General features: G+C 69.3%; 13 protein-coding genes and 1 pseudogene. 3 read left to right on the top strand and 11 right to left on the bottom strand.

The genetic code is table 11. The annotated features are described in order from the left end of the window. Position 1 precedes the first annotated feature (1 nt). Both AB0N89_RS17620 and glp read right to left on the bottom strand, forming a co-directional pair. Positions 2 to 673 carry a GNAT family protein gene (locus AB0N89_RS17620; RefSeq protein ID WP_364205524.1) on the bottom strand — a complete coding sequence of 224 codons (672 nt, stop codon included), beginning with the start codon at positions 671 to 673 and terminating at the stop codon, positions 2 to 4. After that, positions 673 to 1944 (bottom strand): gephyrin-like molybdotransferase Glp, encoded by a 1272-nt coding sequence (glp, locus tag AB0N89_RS17615; RefSeq protein ID WP_364205522.1) that lies wholly within the window; start codon positions 1942 to 1944, stop codon positions 673 to 675. Before glp ends, AB0N89_RS17620 begins: the two co-directional genes overlap by 1 nt. 218 nt (positions 1945 to 2162) lie before the next feature. Between glp and AB0N89_RS17610 the strand changes: the two genes are divergently transcribed. Beyond that, complete coding sequence (locus AB0N89_RS17610; protein ID WP_364205610.1) at positions 2163 to 2732, top strand: 5-formyltetrahydrofolate cyclo-ligase; 570 nt, start codon at positions 2163 to 2165, stop codon at positions 2730 to 2732. Here the strand turns inward: AB0N89_RS17610 and AB0N89_RS17605 are convergent. From AB0N89_RS17605 to AB0N89_RS17595, 3 genes are read right to left on the bottom strand one after another with little or no spacing between them, the layout of a single operon-like run. Beyond that, positions 2729 to 3718 carry a galactokinase family protein gene (locus tag AB0N89_RS17605; protein ID WP_364205520.1) on the bottom strand — a complete coding sequence of 330 codons (990 nt, stop codon included), beginning with the start codon at positions 3716 to 3718 and terminating at the stop codon, positions 2729 to 2731. The genes AB0N89_RS17610 and AB0N89_RS17605 overlap by 4 nt on opposite strands. Beyond that, entirely contained in the window at positions 3699 to 4085 is a 387-nt protein-coding gene (locus AB0N89_RS17600; RefSeq protein ID WP_364205519.1) for a cupin domain-containing protein, read from the bottom strand. Before AB0N89_RS17600 ends, AB0N89_RS17605 begins: the two co-directional genes overlap by 20 nt. A 13-nt stretch (positions 4086 to 4098) precedes the next feature. Then, complete coding sequence (locus AB0N89_RS17595; RefSeq protein ID WP_364205518.1) at positions 4099 to 5220, bottom strand: radical SAM protein; 1122 nt, start codon at positions 5218 to 5220, stop codon at positions 4099 to 4101. A 142-nt stretch (positions 5221 to 5362) separates the two neighbouring features. Between AB0N89_RS17595 and AB0N89_RS17590 the strand changes: the two genes are divergently transcribed. Continuing rightward, the gene (locus tag AB0N89_RS17590; RefSeq protein ID WP_364205516.1) at positions 5363 to 6685 is read left to right on the top strand and encodes a UTP--glucose-1-phosphate uridylyltransferase; all 1323 of its coding nucleotides are present in this window, start codon (positions 5363 to 5365) and stop codon (positions 6683 to 6685) included. Positions 6686 to 6691: 6 nt separating this feature from the next. Here the strand turns inward: AB0N89_RS17590 and AB0N89_RS17585 are convergent, their stop codons facing one another. The 4 genes and pseudogenes from AB0N89_RS17585 to AB0N89_RS17570 form a co-directional block, all read right to left on the bottom strand. Further along, positions 6692 to 8149 (bottom strand): alpha/beta fold hydrolase, encoded by a 1458-nt coding sequence (locus tag AB0N89_RS17585; protein ID WP_364205515.1) that lies wholly within the window; start codon positions 8147 to 8149, stop codon positions 6692 to 6694. A 52-nt stretch (positions 8150 to 8201) separates the two neighbouring features. After that, positions 8202 to 8927 (bottom strand): class I SAM-dependent methyltransferase, encoded by a 726-nt coding sequence (locus AB0N89_RS17580; protein ID WP_364205513.1) that lies wholly within the window; start codon positions 8925 to 8927, stop codon positions 8202 to 8204. A gap of 47 nt (positions 8928 to 8974) precedes the next feature. Then, positions 8975 to 9731: pseudogene (locus AB0N89_RS17575) on the bottom strand (GNAT family N-acetyltransferase). 54 nt (positions 9732 to 9785) lie between these two features. After that, the gene (locus tag AB0N89_RS17570) at positions 9786 to 10520 is read right to left on the bottom strand and encodes a DUF2786 domain-containing protein (RefSeq protein ID WP_364205511.1); all 735 of its coding nucleotides are present in this window, start codon (positions 10518 to 10520) and stop codon (positions 9786 to 9788) included. Positions 10521 to 10613: 93 nt separating this feature from the next. Between AB0N89_RS17570 and AB0N89_RS17565 the strand changes: the two genes are divergently transcribed. Then, on the top strand, positions 10614 to 12077 hold the full coding sequence (locus AB0N89_RS17565) for an NAD(P)/FAD-dependent oxidoreductase (RefSeq protein ID WP_364205509.1): 1464 nt from the start codon (positions 10614 to 10616) through the stop codon (positions 12075 to 12077). On the opposite strand, the gene AB0N89_RS17560 is transcribed toward AB0N89_RS17565, so the two are convergent. After that, complete coding sequence (locus tag AB0N89_RS17560; RefSeq protein WP_364205507.1) at positions 12041 to 12706, bottom strand: response regulator transcription factor; 666 nt, start codon at positions 12704 to 12706, stop codon at positions 12041 to 12043. The genes AB0N89_RS17565 and AB0N89_RS17560 overlap by 37 nt on opposite strands. Beyond that, the gene (locus AB0N89_RS17555; protein WP_364205505.1) at positions 12703 to 13875 is read right to left on the bottom strand and encodes a histidine kinase; all 1173 of its coding nucleotides are present in this window, start codon (positions 13873 to 13875) and stop codon (positions 12703 to 12705) included. Before AB0N89_RS17555 ends, AB0N89_RS17560 begins: the two co-directional genes overlap by 4 nt. Between the last annotated feature and the right edge of the window lie 70 nt (positions 13876 to 13945).

Raw genomic sequence — 13945 nt, 5'->3', positions numbered from 1 at the left:
GTCAAACGCGCTCCGCGAGGCCCTTCGCGACGAGCCTGGAGACCAGCCCGTCACCGGTCTCCTCCTTGGTGATCGCGTAGCAGAAATGGTCCCGCCAGCCGCCCGCGACATCGAGATAGCGCTCGAAAAGGCCCTCTTGCCGGTACCCCGCTTTGCCGAGAACCCGCAGGCTGGGGGTGTTTTCGGGGCGGACGGTCGCTTCGAGCCGGTGCAGCCCGCCGAAATCGAAGACGTGGTCGGTGACGAGGGCGACGGCGCCGGTCGCGACGCCGCCGCGGACGATGTCCGACGACACCCAGTAGCCGATCCAGGCCGATCGGAGCGACGCCCGGATGACGTTACCCACAGTGATCTGCCCGGCGAAGCGTCCGTCCACCGTGATGGTGAACGGGAGGCACTGGCCGCGCCGGGCGAGGCCGCGCAGGGCCAGCCATTGCGACGGCCACGACCAGAACGCGTTGCGTTCCGGCCACGGCCCGATACCGGTCGGTTCCCACATCTCCAGATGCGCGCGGTCGCGCAGCCGGATCCGGCTCCACTCGCCGGCGTCCCGCAGCCGGACCGGCCGGACGGCGAGGACACCGGCGGGCACCCGGAGCGGCCCGAGCTTCGCGGGCCAGCCCGGATGCCGGGTCTCGATCGGATACGCGACGCCGGAAATCGGTGCGCCCATTACGCCCGCTGGGCCAGGAAGGTCACCTTGACCTGCTCGCCCGCGGCGACCTCGGTGAGGTCTTCGTCGATGTTGATCAGGCAGTTCGCCTCGGCCAGCGACGCCAGCAGATGCGCGCCGGAGGTGCCGAGCGGCTGCACCAGGTACTCGCCGTTGCCCTCGTCGCGCAGCAGCTGCCCGCGCAGGAAGCCTTTGCGTCCCTTGGTCGAGGTGATCGGCGACAGCAGCCGCGCGCCGACGATCCGGCGGTGCGGGTTGCGGGTGCCGCGCGCGGCGCGGATCAGCGGGCGGACCAGGACCTCGAACACGACCAGCGCGCTCATCGGGTTGCCGGGGATCAGGAACGTCGGCACCGAGTCGGGGCCGAGCCTGCCGAAGCCCTGCACCGAACCGGGGTGCATGGCGACGCGGGTCATGTCGATGTTGCCGAGGTCGGACAGCGCCGCGTGCACCTCGTCGCCCGCGCTGCCGCCGGCGCCGCCCGCGACGACGACGATCTCCGACATCAGCAGGCGGCCTTCGACGATCTCCCGCAGCCGTTTCGGATCGCCGGGGACGATGCCCACGCGGCTCACCTCGGCGCCCGCGTCCCGCGCGGCCGCGGACAGCGCGTAGGAGTTGACGTCGTAGACCTGCCCGACCGAGGGGGTGCGGTCGATGTCGACCAGTTCGTCGCCGACGGACACGATCGAAACCCGGGGCCGCGGGTAGACCAGCACCTTCGCCCGGCCGACCGCGGCGAGCAGGCCGACCTGGGCCGAGCCGATGGTGTCGCCCTTGCGCACGGCGACGTCGCCGATCTGCACGTCCTCGCCGGTCCGGCGCACGTAGCCCGCCGACGGGACCGACTTGTGCACGGTGACCTTGGCCTGGTGGCCGTCGGTGTAGGCGGTCGGGACGACGGCGTCGGCGAGCGTGGGCAGCGGCGCGCCGGTGTCGACCCGCACGGCCTGGCCCGGCTGGAGCCGCCGCGGCTGGCGTGAACCGGCGGCGATCTCGCCGACCACCGGCAGCTGCACCGGCTCCTGGCCCGCGGTGCGGACGTCGACGCTTCGTACCGCGTAGCCGTCGACGGCGGCCTGGTCGAAACCGGGCAGCGCGTGTTCGGCGACGACCTCTTCGGCGCACAGGAGGCCTTGGGCCTCGGAGATGGCGACCCGGACCGGGCGCGGGCGTACCGCGGCGTCCAGGGTCAGCGCGATCTGATCCTCGACGGAACGGAACTGTCCCGCGTCTTCGGTCTCGGCCGCTTCGGCGATGGGCTCCGTCATGACTGGGGGATCTCGATCCGTTCTCGCGACCAGGCACGCGATGAAGGCCCGTCGGTGAACTGAAGTTCACCACCGTTACCAGGAGTGATGCGGTCCGAAGCCGTGGAAATCGCCCGATCGGGCAAGTCCCCCGAGGTCCGTGCCGCCGGGGTGGTCGCTGCGCCTGTCATAGGCGCGAAGCCTAACCTGACCTCGTGTGCGAGCCCGGCAATGAACACCTGAGCAAAGCGGAGTGGCGTTCTCGGATAACCGTCGAACGTCGTTCACAGGTGACGGAAGAGTGGGCGCGGGAGGCCGCGGCACTGGCGGCGATGGCCGCTCGGCTGCCTGGCGAGGTCGTGTGCGCGTACGTCCCGTTCGGGACCGAACCGGGCTCGACGTCGCTCCTTGATCGACTTCTGGACCAGGGCAAACGGGTGCTGCTGCCGATCGTCCCGGACGAGCCGGGGCCGCTCGGGTGGGCCGCCTACGAAGGCTCGCCGAGCCTCGGGCCCGGCCGTCTGCGCGGACTGCTCGAACCGACCGGCCGCCGGCTCGGTCCCGACACGCTGGGGACGGCCGATCTGGTGCTCATCCCGGCGCTCGCCGTCGACGACGAAGGCGTCCGGCTCGGCAGGGGCGCCGGGTACTACGACCGGTCGCTCTCCTTCGCCGCGCCCGGCGCCGCGCTGATCGCCGTCGTCCGGGACGCCGAACTCGTGCGCGCCCTGCCCGCGGAACCGCATGACGTCCGCATGACCGGGGTACTGACACCGGGGCAGGGCCTGGCGCCGCGCCCGGTGGGTTAACCCGGCAGGACCCCGGCTTCGGACACAGTGGTCCGGGTCGCCGCGAAACCTTCGGCGAGCATGCGGCGGACCGCCTCTTCTGCGTCGGCTTCACGGAAGACGCCGAACACGCAGCCGCCCTTTCCCGTCCCCGTGATCTTCGCGCCGAGAGCGCCGTGCCGTTTCAGCGCGTCGACGCAGCTGTCGGTCACGTCGTCGCTGACACCCATGTCGTCCCGCAGGGAACTTTGGGCCATGTCGAGGAGTTCGCCGATCGCGGCGACGTCCGGTGCGCCGGAGGACAGCAGTACGGAGAGCGCGTCGACCACTTCGGAGGTCCGCCGGACATAGGCCGCGATCGCCGGGTCCCCGGCCTGGCTCCGTGCCCGCTTCCAGCGGATGACCTCGCTGGTGTCCCTGGCACGCCGGGTGTCGAGGACGACGACCGCCAGGCCCTCCGGCCACCCGAGCCGGTCGATCGACCGGATCGCGCCGTCGTCGCAGGCGACCTGTACGACCCCGCCGACCACGCACGGCACGTAGTCCATGGGGCCGACATCGCGGCCGGCGAGCCGCCGCTCCACCACGAGGCCCTCGGCGATCCGGTCCTCGGAAGAAGAAGCATCCGCCGAAACGGCCAGCGCGGCGACGCACAGCGCGGCGCTGCTGGCCAATCCCGCGCCCGGCGGGACCTCGGACACGATGTCCAGCGCGCTCGGCCAGAGTTCGTCACCGCGATCGTGGTGGAAGGTCACCGCGATCCGGGCCAGTTCGGCCCAGGGCCGGTCGCCCGCGGTCCACACGTCCACGGCCCTGGCCCGGCCGATGAGTGTGCCCGCGGCCCGCACCTCGAACGCGGTCGCGCGCGGGGAAAGGGAGAGCGCGCACCGGATCCGGAGATCGAGTGCGGCCTGGATCGGCGCTCCGCCCAGCCAGTCGAGGTCCTCGCCCGCGAGACAGATCCGGCCGGGCGCGGATCTCGGCGGTTCAGTCGAGCTGTTTGTCATTCCGGAAGATCTCTCGTTTGCCGACCCCGTCGAGCACCAGCTTGAAGACGATGAACCGGACCGGCTCGCCGGACTTGTTCTCCCACGTGTGCGGCGCGGTGCCCAGCCGCGCGACGTCGCCGGGTCCCAGTTCCTCGGTGTACTGCGCGCCGTCCGCGCGCCAGTGCAGCAGCATGCGGCCCGCCACCACGTAGACGGTCTCTTCGATGGTGTCGTGGTGATGCCACTGCTGGGTGACCCCGTCGGGCAGTTCGTTCCAGTGGATCTCGTATTCGTCGAACAGGTGGTACCGGACAGCGGTGCCGTCCGGTTTGACGGTCTCCTTGCCGTCGGCCGCGCGGGAGATCAGCGGGGTTGTCGTACGCACAATCGGGACTCCGTCACAGGAAAGGGTCGTAGTCGGGGATCGTTTCGCGGGGCTCCTCGCGCATCTCGAACAAGGCCAGGTTGGAGCGGTGGCGGATGCAGTGGAACCGGCAGTGCCTGTCGGGCCGGACGCCGTCCCGGACCCGCCGACGGCGTTCACCGTTCCACATCGCCGAAAACGGCTCGGTGGCGGGATCCCCGTACCGCGCCGCGGGATTCCCGCGATGATACGGGCAGAAGTAGGCTCCGGACGAGGTCAGCAAAGTGCGGAGATCGGCCACAGGGCAGGTGGTGTAGTCCTTGACCTCCTGCGCCGCGTCGCCCGCGCCGCCGACCACGTCGAGCGTGCCGGGACTCACCACGGTGAAACCGTCGTCCTCCAGTTCCCGAAGCCGGGAAAGCTGGCTGGAAAGCGTGTCGAGCAGCTTCGGGTCCTGACCCCGGATGTAATGCTCCATGTCGTACTCGGGTTTCACTTCGAAGTAGTCGCAGCCGATCCTTTTCGCCAGTTCGGCGGCCGCGGCGATCTCGCCCGCGTTGGTTTCCGTGAGCGAACCGTCGGCGGCGCGACGGCCCATCACGAGAAACGAATAGCCGAGTTTTCCGCTTTTGCGCGAACCGAGCAGTTCCATGTTCGCTATCACTTCGGCGAACCGGTTCCGGCCGCCGCGTCCCGGCCGGAACACGCCATAGGTTTCCGCGGTCGCCGCGTCGACCGAAACCCGGGTCCACTCCACCTTCCCGGCCAATACGTCGATATGCCGGTGAATCATGGTGCCGTTCGTGGTGATGCCGATACTAGTCCCACCGGCGTGCAGGGTGGTGATCACCTCGCCGATCGCCGAATGCAACAACGGTTCGCCGCCGCCGATGAGGATCACCGCCTCGACGCCCGCTTCGACGAGTTCGACGGCGAGCCCGGTCAGCCGCTCGGTGGTGAACCTCCCCTCGTTCAGCAGGCCTCCGCTGATGCATTCGGGGCACGCGAGGTCGCAGAACGACGTCGGATCCAGTTCGACGACGACGGGCGCGGCGGGTTGTACCCCGTTCGCGGCCAGTGAAACCTGTGTGCGGGTGAATTCCTGGTAAAGCTTCGAGGTGAGATCGAGTGGTCCGCCCTGCGAGTCCGCCGCCATCCGCGCCCCTCCGGTCTTCGCGGCCTCATACCGCGACGGGCCGGGCAAGCCTTCGCCCGGGTCGGATATACTAACGCCTTGGGAAGTGTCCAGAAAGGTCACAATGAGCGTGCCTGATCGTTTCACCGAAACGTTGTCGAAAATGCGTTCCGCTGGGGCGCACGCCCAGGAAGTGGCCGCGCTGCGACGACGGCTCGAGCAGCTTTCCGAAACCGGCGCCGGTGAATTGCCGGGTTCGGAACTCGAACCGCTGGAGGACATCAGCCGCCTGGTGGATCTGCCTGAGCCGGATGCCGAAACGGCGCGGCGGGTATTGGACCGGACGGCGGTACTCAAACTCAACGGCGGTCTCGGCACGAGCATGGGCCTGTCCGGTCCGAAATCACTGCTGGAGATCAAACCGGGCAAGACGTTCCTCGACGTCATCGCGATGCGGGTGCTCGACACCCGCGCGGCCTACGGCGCCCGGCTGCCGCTCATCCTGATGAACTCGGCGGGCACCCGTGAGCCCTCCCTCGCGCTGCTGAAGAACTACCCCACGCTCGCCGACCCGGTCATCCCGGCCGACTTCCTGCAGGGCCGCGAACCGAAGATCACCGCGGACGGGCACGTCCCGGTCGAGTGGCCCGCCGACCCCGAGCTCGAATGGTGTCCGCCCGGCCACGGCGACATCTACATCGCCCTGGCCGTGAGCGGCATGCTCGATCTGCTGCTGGCCGAAGATATCCGCTGGGTTTTCGTGTCCAACGCGGACAACGTCGGCGCCGTGCCGGACGCGCGGATCGCCGCGTGGCTCGCGGAGAACGACATCCCGTTCGCGATGGAGACCGTGCTCGGCACGCCCGCCGACCGCAAGGGCGGGCACCTGGCGCGGCGGGACGGCCGGATCGTGCTGCGCGAGTCCGCGCAGGTCCCGGCCGGTGACGACTCCTTCGGCGACGTCGACAAGTGGCGGTACTTCAACACGAACAACATCTGGTTCGACCTGGAGCGCCTGAAGGAACTGCAGGACGCCGACCCGGCCGCGCCGGAGCTCCCGCTCATCGTGAACCGCAAGACCGTCGACCCGACCGACTCCGCGAGCACCCCGGTCATCCAGCTCGAAACGGCGATGGGCGCGGCGATCGCCTCGGTCGAGGGCGCCCAGGCCATCGAGATCCCGCGGTCCCGGTTCGCGCCGGTCAAGACCACCGACGACCTGCTCGTCGTGCGGTCCGACGCCTACCGGCTCGACGACAGCGGCGAGATGGTGCCGCAGTTCACCGCCCCGCCGGTGGTGTCGCTGAGCAAGGAACACTTCAAGCTGTTGAACGATTTCGACGCCCGGATCCCGGACGCGCCGTCGCTGCGGGAGTGCACCAGTCTCGACGTGGAAGGGGATGTCACGTTCGGGAAGAACGTGGTGATCCGGGGCGCGGTCAAGATCGTCGGACCGAAGACCGTGCCGGACGGCGAGGTGCTGTGACCGGGGTCAGGAAGTCACGTCCGCTTGGTGGGCGTGGGACTGCACCCCGGCGAGGATGATCTCGGTCTCGGCCTTCGTCCAGGTCGAGATGTGCACTTCCCAGGCGTCGTCCTTGCGCAGTTCCTGTTCGAGGGCCCGCCACATCCATTCGAAGCAGATGGCCGGGTCGAGCCCGCCGAGCCCGGCGCCGAACAACGGCATGAGCACCGAACGGAGCGGGAGGCCGTCCTCGTCCCGTTCGCGGCGGGCGAGGTCGAAGACGTTGTGCACGGCCTGCGCGACCGAAACCGGGCTCACTTCGAAACGGTCGGTGCCGGGGACGGGTATGCCGATCGCGGCGTGGTAGATCCGGCGGACGTCACGCCGGATCAGATCGCCCGACGAGGTGGCGGCGACCGTTCCCGGTTCGACGGGCAGGCCGAACCGGCCGTTCTCCCTCATCCAGGCGTCCAGTTCGGCGGCGGCGGTGTCTTCGATGATCTCGCCCGCCGGTCCCTTCTTGGCGGCCGCGCGCCGCAGGCGTCCCGAAACCGACGGTTTGAAGGTCATCGCCATCTGCATGTAGATGTTCTCGGACGTGCAGACGATGTCCACGCCGGCGATCTGGTCGACCGGCCCGGACCGGACGGCCACGGCGACGGGCCTCTTCGAGGCGCCCCCGATGTCGACCATGATGGGACCGTGCAGGGTCATTTCGGCGTGGTAGTCGTCGCTCTCCGACGAAGCCATGCCGGTCTTGCGTTTCGCGGGGGAGGGCATCGGCTCGGTGAGCGCGGTGCGCAGCGAATCGCGGACCACCAGGTAGGTCGGGTGGGTCACGCCGTCCGGCTGGATGATCGAGGAGTGGTCGCCCTGTAACACCCCGACCGTCGGGAACACGCTTTTGGCCGAGGAGGCCCAGACGATGTTGTCGGTGTCCCCGGCGTAGCAGACGACCGGTATCGGGCACCGGTGTTCGTCGAGGTGCGGCGCGTAGACGACGTCGGCCAGTACCCGGCGCTGGGTTTCGACCACCGTCTCCGCGAGCGGCCGCAGTTCCCTTTCCTGGGTGTGCCAGCCGAGCAGCGAGCGCCGCAGGGTCAGCATGAACTCGGAGCCGTTGTTGGGACAGGCGAACAGCACGATCCGCCGGATGCGGCTCAGCCTGACACCGTTGCCTTCGGCGAGTTGCCGCATGAGGAAACGCAGCACGATCAGCCCGCCTTGACTGTGCGCCACCAGGACCACGCGCGGCGCGTCGGCGTGTTTGGTTTCGAGAAGGCTCGCCAGCCTGTCGGCGAGGACGTTGAAATCGGGGATGCGGCGCGCCGGGTTCATGCGCAGCTTCGGCGTGGAGTAGCCGAAAGTGTCGAAGTCGTAGTCTTCGCTGAGTTCCGTGTCCGTCGCGAGTAGACCGCGTAAGGCGTTCCAAGTCGCTTCGGTGGAAAACAGACCATGTACGAACAGCGCCAGGGACTTCGCCACGATGATCTCCTCAGGCCGTGAGATCACACGATACCCGGGCCGCGCGCTCCTTTCAGGTCGTGCGCTGGGAGATGAACACGTACTCGCGTCCTGGACGGTCGGGGGCGTCCCGGACGTCCAGGACGCGGAAACCGTGTTCCGCCAGCAAGGCTTCCAGGTCTTCGCGTTCACGGAACCAGAGCGTCGAGTCCGAGGTGACGATCTCGCCGTCGGGGAACCGGTAGCTGTACCGGAACGAGACGAACGGGAGGTTCACCTCGGTGACCTCACGCCATTGCTCGACCTCGCCGACGCCCGGGACGTCGATGACGTCGTGCGCGGTGTCGGCGGCCCAGTCCTCCCAGACGCGGCGGCCCGGGCGCCGGATCTCGAACACCAGATGACCACCCGGCTTCAGTGCCGTGCGGACGCCTTCGAGAGTCCGGCGCCATTCGTCGTCGGTGAGGAAGACCTGGGCCACGTTGCCGGTCATCACGGCGAGATCGGCGCCTGCCTCGCCCGCCGCCTTCGCGTCACCGTGGATCCAGGTGATCTTCCCTTCCGGGTCTTTGGCCTTCGCGATCTCCAGCGACGCTCCGGCCGGATCGACCCCCACGACCTCGATCCCGCGCTCGGCCAGGAGAACGGCCAGGCAGCCGGTGCCGCAGCCGACGTCGAGCACCCTCCTCGCCCCGAGTTCGCCGATGATGGCCAGATAGTGGTCCAGATCGTCGCGAGCGCCGTCGAAGGCGTCGTAGATCGGTGCGAGCCGGGCGTGGGCGAAGAGCGCGTCAGGCATTCCGCGACGATAGTTCCGGGACGCGTTCGGGGGCCACGGATTTACGGTCACGGGATGCCGCCTCGATCTACCAGGTGCTCCATCCAGACGTTCGGCTCCACGTAGACGCCGACGTCCAGGGTCGAGGAGGCGAGCACCGGCGCTATCCCGCCCGGAACGGCCGTCAAGCCGTCCTGGAGTTCGACGCCGGTCCACGCCTTCCACTGGGCGAAGGTGCCGGTGACCGTCATCGCGAACGGCGCCACCTTCACGAACCGGGCGCCGAGCCGCTCGTGCGTGCGCAGCCACGGATCTTCGGGCAGGCCGTCCGGGCGACGGCGGGCGACATAGTCCTCAAAGGACAGTCCGGGTTCGTGCTCCTTCCCGGCCGGGCGGACCGGCACGACGAGGTTGCGCAGCCCCGTTTCCGAGGCGCGTTTTCTCAAGGCTTCCAACGCTTTCGTGGCCAGGCCGCCGCCACGGCGGCCTGGCGCGACCCATCACTTCCAGGGCGATCAGCGTATTCGTCTCACAGGCGCTCAGCAGGTCTTCCGCGGCCCAGATCAGGGCGGCGTCCCAGCCGTGGTCCGGCAGCTCCGGACGTTCGGCCGTCGGGAATCCCACCGGGACGGCGGCCGCTCTCGCCACCGGGACGCCGTCTTCCAGCAGCACGAGGAAGTATTCCGGCCAGCGGGCGGCCAGATGGGACGACTTCGCCAGCAGGCCAGGCAGGTCGTGCTGGAGGAATTCGCCGCCGACACCGCCGAGGCCGAGCGCGGGCTCACGCAGCTCAGGCCGGGTGGCCAGGTCTTCGATCACGATCATGTCCTCAGTAGACCCGAGGACACGCGTTTCTCACGAGGTGGTTTTCACGGTGGTCTAGCGAACCGGCAGCGCGCGCCGCCGTCCGGTGAGACCGGTGGTGTTGAGGTTGGCCCGCTCGCCGGCGGAGTGTCCGTCGAGGTAGCCGCTGCCGGACAACCGCCTCGGCGGGGCCGAGCGCAGGTCCCCGTATTGCTCATCGTACGCCTGTTTGACCATCGCCGTCCGGTCCTGGATCACCAGTTCCGCGGAGCGGTTGCCCGCCGACGTGGTGTGGGTGCGAGCCGCGGTGTCCTCGCTGTTGCGGAGCCTTTCGTAGACGGCACCGGAGAACCCGTGCAGCCAGGTGCGCCGGTACGCGGCCAGCGATTCGCCCGCGAACACCCGGTTCTCCGGGCGGACCCTGGTCAGCTGGGTGGTCGCCTGCAGCAGCAGGCTCGTGTACAGCAGTTCCGTCCGCTCCAGATCGGACCGGAAGCCGAACACCGTCACCGCGGTGACGGACTGGCCGAGCCGGTGCAGCAGGGCCCGGCAGCGCAGCGGATGCGCGATGTTCGTGAGCAGCCCCGCCTTGTCCCGGCTGTACGGGTTTTCGAGCGGGATCATGATCTGGGTGATCTCGTCGGCGGTCGCCCCGGAGGCGGCCAGCAACGCCTGGTCGATGCCGTACCGGGCGATCAGTTCGGCGGCCTTGGTGTTGTACGACTCGGCTTCGGCCTCGGTGACCGCCGGGTCCTCCGCCTTCGCGAGGAGTTTCCGGACGCGCGCGAGCAGCGTGTCATGGTCGGGCATGGCCCTCCTTCCTGATTGGGTTGGAGCGGGTCAATCTAGGAGAGAGGTCCGACAATATTCGGACGGATGTTCGGATCCCGGCAAGGGGGCGGTATGGCGATCGACGTTTCGGTGGTCGGTTCCGGTCCGAACGGGCTCGCGGCGGCCGTGTTGCTGGCCAGAGCGGGTCTGTCGGTCGAAGTGCACGAGGCGGCGGACGAGATCGGCGGCGGGACGCGCACGGCCCCGCTGTTCGACGACGACGTCCGGCACGACATCTGCGCCACCGGGCATCCGATGGCCGCGGCGTCCCCTTTCTTCCGCTGGTTCGACCTCGCCGGGCACGGAGTCGACCTCCTTCGGCCGGAGATCGCGTACGCGCACCCGATCGACCGTAGCCGGGCCGGACTCGCCTATGAAGATCTCGACCGGACCTGTGATGCCCTTGGTACGGACGGCCCGCGATGGCGCCGCCTGCTGGGACCGCTGGCCGCGCACAGCCGCGAGCTGGCCGATCTCCTGCTCGGCGACCTCCGGCATCCGCCCCGCGACCCGCGTGCCGCCGCCCTTCTCCCCGCCCGGATCGCGCTGCTCGCTTCCGGCCTGGAGCGCCGGCTGTTCACCGGTCCGGAAGCGCCCGCGCTGCTTTCCGGCGTCTCCGCGCACGTGATGAGCCGCCAGCCCTCGCTCGCCGCGGCGGGCGCGACCCTCCTGCTCGGCCATCTCGCGCATTCGACCGGCTGGCCGATCGCCCGCGGCGGCAGCCAGACCATCACCGAGGCGCTCGCCGCCGACGTCCGCGCGCACGGCGGCCTGATCCACTCTGGAAGCCGGATCACCGATCTGCGGAGCTTGGCGGGTTCGCGGACGGTGATCCTCGACATCGCCCCGCGCGGTTTCCTCGACGTCGCGCGCGACCTGATGCCGCCGCGCTACCGGAAAGCACTGGAGTCCTATCGCTACGGGCCCGGCGCGGCGAAGGTGGATTTCCTGATTTCCGAACCGATCCCGTGGGCGGTCCCGGAGGTCGGCAAGGCGGGCACCGTCCATCTCGGAGGCACGAGGGACGAGGTGTACGCCGCCGAGAACGCCGTCGTGCGCGGGGGAGATCCGGAGGACCGTTTCGTGCTCGTCTCCGATCCGATGGCGATCGACCCGTCCCGCGGACTGCCGGGCAAACGGCCGGTGTGGGCGTATTGCCATGTGCGGCACGGGGATCCGCGAGACGCCACCGAGCTCGTCCGGCGGCGGATCGAACGGTTCGCGCCCGGGTTCTCCGACACGATCCTGGCGAGCCGTTGCCTCGCCGCGCCGGAACTGGAGGCCTACAACGCGAACTACCCCGGTGGCGACGTCGCCGCCGGCGCGGTGAATCTGCGTCAGGTGCTCGGACGGCCGGTCGCGCGGTGGAATACGCATCGCACCCCGCTCGGTGGTGTGTACCTGTGTTCGGCCGCGACGGCGCCGGGACCCGGTGTGCACGGAATGGGCGGGTGGCATGCCGCGAAATCCGTATTGGGAAAGGACTTCGACCGCGTTATTCAAGAACCGCGAGGCCGCACGAGGCCTGTTTCGTAGGCGACCACCACGGCCTGGGCCCGGCTGGAGATCCCGAGTTTCGTCATCAAGCGGTTCAGATGCGTCTTCACCGTCGCTTCGCTGACCAGCAGGCTTCGCGCGATATCGGAGTTCGGCACGCCGGTGCCGACGAACCGCAGCACCTCCAGTTCGCGTTCGGTCAGTCCGGTGAGCGAGGGCGGGGCCGCCGGTTTTTCCGGCGGGCCCTGGGTGAAGGCCTCGACCAGCCGCCGGGTGATGGTGGGGCCGAACAGCATGTCGCCGCGCGCGACGGCGTGGATCCCGGCGATCAGCGTCTCCGGCGGGCAGTCCTTGAGCAGGAACCCCGCCGCCCCCGCGCGCAACGCGGTGTAGACGTACTCGTCGAGGTCGAACACCGTCAGCATGAGCACGTTCGGTTTCTCCGGCCCCGCCTGCGCCAGGATCCGCTCGGTCGCCTTGACGCCGTCGAGTTCGGGCAGCCGGATGTCCATCAGGATCACGTCGGGACGCAGTTCGAGGGCCTTCTGGACGGCTTCGAGCCCGTTCCGCGCTTCGCCCGCGACGTGCACATCGGGAACCGCGTCGAGCAGGGCGACGAAACCCGCGCGGACGAGGTCCTGGTCGTCGACCACCAGCACACTGGTCACCGGGCTCGCTCCTGCGGCAGATAGGGAAGGGTCAGCACGATCGCGAAACCACCGGATCCGGCCGGTCCCATTTCGAGGGAACCACCGTACATTCTCGCCCGTTCGCGCATTCCGATGAGGCCTTGCCCGGCCGGATTCGGCGGCGGCGTGTCTTCGGAAGCCGAATTGCGGACACTCAGCACGAGCGCTTCCTCGCCGTATTCGAGGACGAGTTCCGCGCACGCCTTCTCCGCGTGTTTGAGTACGTTCGTAAGCGCTTCCTGGGCTATTCGGTAGGTGCACAGTTGCTGCCCGGGAGCGAGCCGCCGCGGTTCGCCGACGGTCCGCGTCTTCACCGTGAGACCGGCTTCGCGCACGCGGGTGACCAGCGCGGGAAGGTCGGCGAGACCGGGCTGAGGGCGGTACGCGTGAGGTTCGCGGTGCGGTGGGCGCAGCACCCCGAGCAGACGCCGGAGTTCGTCGAGCGCTTCCGTCGTCGTGCCGGTGATGGTGTCCAGCGCGGTGCGCGCGGTGCCCGGCGAGGATTCGAAGACGTACCGCGCGAGGTTCGCCTGCACCGCGATCACCGAGATGTGGTGCGACACGACGTCGTGCAACTCGTGCGCGATGCGGATGCGCTCCTCGACGACGGCCTGTTCCGCTTCGAGCCGGATCTCGCGTTCCGCGCGGACGGCGCGTTCCACCAGCCGGTCCGCGCGCAGGAAACCGAGCCGTCCGACGATGATCGTGCCCAGGCACTGCGCGACCAGGCGCGTCGTGTCGGCCACGAACGACGGCACTTCCCCGAGGACGAGCCCCACTTCGAACAGCACGACCCACGCGATCGTCGGTGCCAGGGCCTTCGCGGGCGGATAGCGCGCCCACACCGTGTACGCCGCGATGAAGGCCGAGGGTTCGCCCAAGGTGGCCCGGTAACCCAAAGCGGTGTACACGGTCATGATCGAGACCGAGGTGAGCAGGACCGCGATCGGGTAGCGGCGGCGCATCAGCAGCGGGAGCGCGACGAGCACCGCGAGGGCGACGGCCCCGGCCTCGACCGGATCGCCGAACGCGCCGCCGCGGGGTGCCGCGCCCAGCGCCAGGAGAGTGGCCGAGGCCGCCGTGATCAGAAAATCGATGAGGGCCGGCCGTGCGCGGAGGAGCTGAAAGGGCTGAGCGAGGGACGGCACTTCCGAAAGTTACCGCCGGAACGTCGGGCCGCCCAATTCCTGCAACTTTCGCGGTATTCACCCGGCTATA

Source organism: Amycolatopsis sp. NPDC089917 (genome assembly GCF_040684635.1).
GTDB lineage: Bacteria > Actinomycetota > Actinomycetes > Mycobacteriales > Pseudonocardiaceae > Amycolatopsis.
This window is presented reverse-complemented; position numbering and strand designations above follow the sequence as displayed.

Bases quoted from the DNA above. Each gene is read 5' to 3' on its own strand.
- AB0N89_RS17620 (WP_364205524.1), bottom strand. From the start codon at position 673: ATGGGCGCACCGATTTCCGGCGTCGCGTATCCGATCGAGACCCGGCAT.
- glp (WP_364205522.1), bottom strand. From the start codon at position 1,944: ATGACGGAGCCCATCGCCGAAGCGGCCGAGACCGAAGACGCGGGACAG.
- AB0N89_RS17605 (WP_364205520.1), bottom strand. From the start codon at position 3,718: ATGACAAACAGCTCGACTGAACCGCCGAGATCCGCGCCCGGCCGGATC.
- AB0N89_RS17595 (WP_364205518.1), bottom strand. From the start codon at position 5,220: ATGGCGGCGGACTCGCAGGGCGGACCACTCGATCTCACCTCGAAGCTT.
- AB0N89_RS17590 (WP_364205516.1), top strand. From the start codon at position 5,363: ATGCGTTCCGCTGGGGCGCACGCCCAGGAAGTGGCCGCGCTGCGACGA.
- AB0N89_RS17580 (WP_364205513.1), bottom strand. From the start codon at position 8,927: ATGCCTGACGCGCTCTTCGCCCACGCCCGGCTCGCACCGATCTACGAC.
- AB0N89_RS17570 (WP_364205511.1), bottom strand. From the start codon at position 10,520: ATGCCCGACCATGACACGCTGCTCGCGCGCGTCCGGAAACTCCTCGCG.
- AB0N89_RS17565 (WP_364205509.1), top strand. From the start codon at position 10,614: ATGGCGATCGACGTTTCGGTGGTCGGTTCCGGTCCGAACGGGCTCGCG.